The 4,148-nt window shown below is 70.6% G+C and carries 4 protein-coding genes and 1 pseudogene; 3 read left to right on the top strand and 2 right to left on the bottom strand.

Annotated features, from left to right (window positions below):
• The first annotated feature begins 188 nt into the window (after positions 1-188).
• From paaG to paaK, 3 genes are read left to right on the top strand one after another with little or no spacing between them, the layout of a single operon-like run.
• Positions 189-977 carry a 2-(1,2-epoxy-1,2-dihydrophenyl)acetyl-CoA isomerase PaaG gene (gene paaG / locus ABDW35_RS33205; RefSeq protein ID WP_343718126.1) on the top strand — a complete coding sequence of 263 codons (789 nt, stop codon included), beginning with the start codon at positions 189-191 and terminating at the stop codon, positions 975-977.
• Positions 974-1,426: a hydroxyphenylacetyl-CoA thioesterase PaaI gene (gene paaI / locus ABDW35_RS33200; RefSeq protein ID WP_343718125.1), complete on the top strand. Its 453-nt coding sequence runs from the start codon at positions 974-976 to the stop codon at positions 1,424-1,426. The genes paaG and paaI overlap by 4 nt, the downstream gene beginning before the upstream one ends.
• 16 nt (positions 1,427-1,442) lie before the next feature.
• A complete protein-coding gene (paaK, locus tag ABDW35_RS33195) occupies positions 1,443-2,744 on the top strand; it encodes a phenylacetate--CoA ligase PaaK (protein WP_343718124.1) in 1,302 nt (433 codons plus the stop codon).
• 122 nt (positions 2,745-2,866) lie between these two features.
• On the opposite strand, the gene paaE is transcribed toward paaK, so the two are convergent.
• Both paaE and ABDW35_RS33185 read right to left on the bottom strand, forming a co-directional pair.
• Positions 2,867-3,943: a 1,2-phenylacetyl-CoA epoxidase subunit PaaE gene (gene paaE, locus ABDW35_RS33190; protein WP_343718123.1), complete on the bottom strand. Its 1,077-nt coding sequence runs from the start codon at positions 3,941-3,943 to the stop codon at positions 2,867-2,869.
• Positions 3,943-4,148, bottom strand: a pseudogene (locus ABDW35_RS33185) (phenylacetate-CoA oxygenase subunit PaaJ); the annotation flags it as partial. The gene paaE and the pseudogene ABDW35_RS33185, both read right to left, overlap by 1 nt.

The following is a 4,148-nucleotide window of genomic DNA, read 5'->3' as shown; positions in this document are numbered from 1 at the left end:
TTGGTGTTTTTATAATATATACAGCATTACCTGCCGCATCTGCAGGATGGCGGTCATGGCGTCCTCCCGATCACCCGGTCCGCGTCGGTTGGCGATTGACAGGCCGGATCTCGGGTCTAAGAATTAACCGAACGATCGTTCAATTCAAGAGGCCCGGCGCAACCGGCCCATCCGCAGGAGGATGCCCCGTGGACCCAACGGTTCTGGTCGATCGCCGCGACGGCTGGAGCGTCCTGACGCTCAACCGCCCCGACCGGCTGAATTCCTTCACCGAGGAGATGCACCGCGCCCTGGCCGAGGCCCTGGCCGGGGTCGAGGCCGATGCCGGCTGCCGGGCGGTGCTGCTGACCGGGGCCGGGCGCGGCTTCTGCGCCGGGCAGGACCTCAACGACCGCGCCACCGGCGGCCAGGCGCCCGATCTCGGCGCCACGCTGGACGGCCTCTACAACCCGCTGATCCGCCGCCTGCGGGCCTTGCCGAAGCCGGCGGTCTGCGCCGTCAACGGCGTCGCCGCCGGGGCCGGCGCCAACATCGCCCTGGCCTGCGACATCGTGCTGGCCGCGCGGTCGGCCAAGTTCATCCAGTCCTTCGCCAAGATCGGCCTGGTGCCCGATTCCGGAGGCACCTATGCGCTGCCGCGGCTGGTCGGCGCCGCCCGCGCCCGCGGCCTGGCACTGCTGGCCGAGCCGCTGCCGGCCGACAAGGCCGAGGAGTGGGGCCTGATCTGGAAGGCGGTGGACGATGCCGCCCTCCGACCGGAGGCCGAGGCCTTGACCGCCCATCTCGCCACCCAGCCGACCCAGGGGCTGGCCCTGATCAAGCAGGCGCTCGACGCCTCCGCCGGCAACAGCCTGGACGCCCAACTCGACCTCGAGCGCGACCTGCAGCGCAGGGCCGGGCGCACGCCGGACTATGCCGAGGGCGTCCGCGCCTTCATCGAGAAGCGGCCGGCGAAGTTCACGGGGCGGGCGGAATGAAGGCGACCACCGCTGCGGAGGCCGAGTCGGTCGCGAAGGCCGCGGCCGAGACGATGTGGCGCGACGACGGCGCCAGCCGGGCGCTGGGCATGGAGATCCTGGAGGTCGGGCCCGGCCGGGCCAAGCTGGCCATGACCATCCGGCCGGACATGACCAACGGCCACGGCACCGCCCATGGCGGCTTCATCTTCACCCTGGCGGATTCGGCCTTCGCCTTCGCCTGCAACTCGGCCGGCGAGCGCACGGTGGCGGCGCATTGCAGCATCACCTTTCTGCGGCCGGGCACGGTCGGCGACCGGCTGGTGGCGACGGCGCGGCAGGTGTCGCGCTCCGGCCGCTCCGGCCTCTACGACGTCAGCGTCGCGGTCGGCGAGACGGTGATCGCCGAGTTCCGCGGCCATTCCCGCACCGTGGGCGGCTCGTTCATCGACCGGCCGGCCGAAGACTGAGAACAGGGAGAGGGCGATGCCGGTGATCCCGGGGCTGGACGCGGCCGAGCGGGCCTCGCGCGACGAGATCATGGCGCTGCAGCGCGAGCGGCTGGCCTGGTCGCTGCGTCATGCCTATGACAACGTCCCGCATTACCGCCGGTCCTTCGATGCCGCCGGCGTGCACCCCTCGGATTTCCGCGACCTGCCGGACCTCGCCAAGTTCCCCTTCACCACCAAGCAGGACCTGCGGGACAACTATCCCTTCGGCCTGTTCGCCGTGCCGCGCGAGCGGCTGGCCCGGATCCACGGCTCCTCCGGCACCACCGGCAAGCCGATCGTGGTCGGCTACACCCAGGCCGATCTCGACATGTGGGCGACGGTGATGGCGCGGTCGATCCGCGCCGCCGGCGGCCGGCCGGGCATGATGGTGCATGTCGCCTATGGCTACGGTCTGTTCACCGGGGGCTTGGGCGCCCATTACGGGGCGGAGCGGCTGGGCTGCACTGTGGTGCCGATGTCGGGCGGCATGACCGAGCGCCAGGTCCAGCTGATCACCGACTTCCGGCCCGACATCATCATGGTGACGCCCAGCTACGCGCTGGCGATCCTGGATGGGTTCCGGGCCCAGGGGCTCGACCCGCGTGACAGCTCGCTGCGCTTCGGCATCTTCGGGGCCGAGCCCTGGACCAATGCGATGCGGCAGGAGATCGAGCAGGCCTTCGCCCTCGACGCCACCGACATCTACGGCCTGTCGGAGGTGATCGGCCCCGGCGTCGCCCAGGAATGCGTCGAGACCAAGGACGGGCTGCATGTCTGGGAGGACCATTTCCTGCCGGAGGTGATCGACCCGGTCACTGGGGCGGTGCTGCCGGACGGCGAGATCGGCGAGCTGGTCTTCACCTCCCTGACCAAGGAGGCGTTCCCGGTCATCCGCTACCGCACCCGCGACCTGACGCGCCTCTTGCCCGGCTCGGCCCGTCCTGGCATGCGGCGGATGGAGAAGGTGACCGGCCGCTCCGACGACATGATCATCCTGCGCGGCGTCAACGTCTTCCCGACCCAGATCGAGGAGGCGCTGCTGGCCTGCGACTGGTGCGGCGGCCATTTCGTCATCGAGCTGACCCGCCCGGGCCGGCTGGACGAGATGACGGTGCTGGCCGAGGCCCGGCCGGAGCATTGGGACGGCGCCGGCCTGACCGTGGCGGCCGAGCGGCTGACCTTGCGGATCAAGGACACGATCGGGGTCTCGGCCCGGGTGTTGATCCAGGCACCGGGGGCGATCGAGCGGTCGGCCGGCAAGGCGAAGCGGGTGATCGACAGGCGGCCGAAGGGGTAGGCGCTCCCCCTCACTGTCATGCCCGGGCTGACCCGGGCATCCAGAAATGCCGGTGCCGCTCTGGGTGGCCCCTGGATTGCCGGGTCAAGCCCGGCAATGACAATTGGGGTTGGTGGTCCGTCCTACATCTGGTCGTAATCGACCACCACCCGGTCGGTCTTTGGGTGCGACTGGCAGGTCAGGATGAAGCCGGCCTCGAGCTCCCAGGGCTCCAGCGAGTAGTTCAGGTCCATCGCCGCCTCGCCCTCGACCAACCGGGCCCGACAGGTAGAGCACATGCCGCCCTTGCAGGCATAGGGCAGGTCCATGCCGGCGCGCAAAGCGGCGTCGAGGATGCTCTCGCCATCGGCCACCGGCACCTCTCGGCGCTTGCCGTCGACCGTCAGAACCGCGGTGCGGCTCGGCGCGTCGGGCGCGGGTGCCGTCGGCTTCGGCCGCGGGCGCCCGCCGAGGGCGGAGACGAACAGCTCGACATGCACCTTCTCCGGCGCGACGCCCAGCTCCGCCAGCACCGCCTGGATCTCCCGGCTCATGCCCTCTGGGCCGCAGAGATAGACCTCGTCCACCATCTCCGCCGGCACCACCAGCCGCAGCAGGCGCCGGGCCTTGTCGCCGTCCAGCCGGCCGGTCAGGATCGGCAGGTCCTGCTCCTCCTGCGACAGCACATGGAACACCGAGAGCCGGCCGAGGAAGCGGTCCTTCAGTTCCTCCAGCGCCTCGCGGAACAGGATCTCGCCGGTCGAGCGGTTGCCGTAGAACAGGAAGAAGCGGCTCTCCGGCTCGCGCGCCAGCACGCCGCGCAGCAGCGACAGCACTGGGGTGATGCCGGAGCCGGCGGCGAAGCCGACATGGATGCGCGCCCGGTCCGGCGCGTTCGTGGCGCCGAAGCGGCCGGTCGGGGTCATCACCTCGATGGCGTCGCCGGTCTTGAGCGTGCGGTTGACCCAGTCGGAGAAGACGCCAACCCGCTTCACCGCGATGCGCAGCTCGCCGTCATCGGGGCCGGAGCAGATCGAGTAGGAGCGGCGCAGGTCCTCGCCGTCGATGCTGGCGCGCAGGGTCAGGTACTGGCCGGGATTGTAGCGGTAGTCGGCGGCCAGATCCGGCGGCACGTCGAAGGCGATCGAGACTGCGTCGGCCGTCTCGCGCCGCAGGTCGCGGATGGTCAGGCGGTGGAAGCGCGGCGTGGCGGCGGACATCAATGGCACTTGAAATAGTCGAAGGGCTCGCGGCAGTCGGTGCAGCGCCACAGCGCCTTGCAGGAGGTCGAGCCGAATTCCGACAGGCGCTCGGTATGGACCGAGCCGCAATGCGGGCAAAGCACGGTCTCGGCCCCGAACAGGGCGCGCCGGCCGGCGCCGTCCTGCGGCGGGGCGACGCCGTATTCGGCCAGCTTGCGGCGGC

The sequence above is a fragment of the Inquilinus sp. genome, from assembly GCF_039594555.1.
Classification (GTDB): Bacteria; Pseudomonadota; Alphaproteobacteria; order DSM-16000; family Inquilinaceae; genus Inquilinus.
This window is presented reverse-complemented; position numbering and strand designations above follow the sequence as displayed.

Bases quoted from the DNA above. Each gene is read 5' to 3' on its own strand.
- paaK (WP_343718124.1), top strand. From the start codon at position 1,443: ATGCCGGTGATCCCGGGGCTGGACGCGGCCGAGCGGGCCTCGCGCGAC.
- paaE (WP_343718123.1), bottom strand. From the start codon at position 3,943: ATGTCCGCCGCCACGCCGCGCTTCCACCGCCTGACCATCCGCGACCTG.
- paaI (WP_343718125.1), top strand. From the start codon at position 974: ATGAAGGCGACCACCGCTGCGGAGGCCGAGTCGGTCGCGAAGGCCGCG.